At 46.7% G+C, this 503-nt stretch carries 1 protein-coding gene; it reads right to left on the bottom strand.

What is annotated here, in order from left to right:
* A partial coding sequence (locus J1785_RS00260; protein ID WP_217218519.1) for a transposase occupies window positions 1–503 on the bottom strand: 503 nt, incomplete at both ends.

Genomic DNA, 503 nt, shown 5'->3' with positions numbered 1-503 from the left:
TGGGTTGCCCCCATCCACATTTTAATTGTTCCGAACGGATGCTCTACCGTTTGCTTTCGCACGACAGCTGTTTGTGGCGATGCATCAAGCCTGGTCTGCATATCTTCCATTTCAGCTTCATGAACCCACCGTCTTATACGTCTCGGATCGCGTTTTGATGTGGTGCACCTTGACCGCTGACTGCAATCGCGACATGCAATATGGTTAAAGTACATTTGCAGTTCTAACCCATCTTCGACTACCGTAAACCTGTTCTGAAGCTCGTTACCCGTCGGGCAAATATAAATGTCTTTTTCTTGGTCATATTTGAACAATGATCGGTTAAAAAGACCTTTGCGGTCTGCGCCGGAGGTATCACCTTTTGGTACTAAGGCTACGGCACCTAAATCCTGAGCGGCTTTAATATCACTCCGGCTGTAATAGCCTTTATCAGCCAGAACGGTAATATCCACTTTGCCAACAGCATCTTGCGCTAATTTTGTCACAGCAGTTAACTGCCCACG

Origin of the sequence: Rahnella perminowiae (assembly GCF_019049755.1) — a bacterium.
In the GTDB taxonomy this organism is placed as follows: domain Bacteria; phylum Pseudomonadota; class Gammaproteobacteria; order Enterobacterales; family Enterobacteriaceae; genus Rahnella; species Rahnella perminowiae.
Note: the sequence above shows the minus strand (reverse complement) of the source record. Positions and strands in the feature narration are given on the sequence as shown.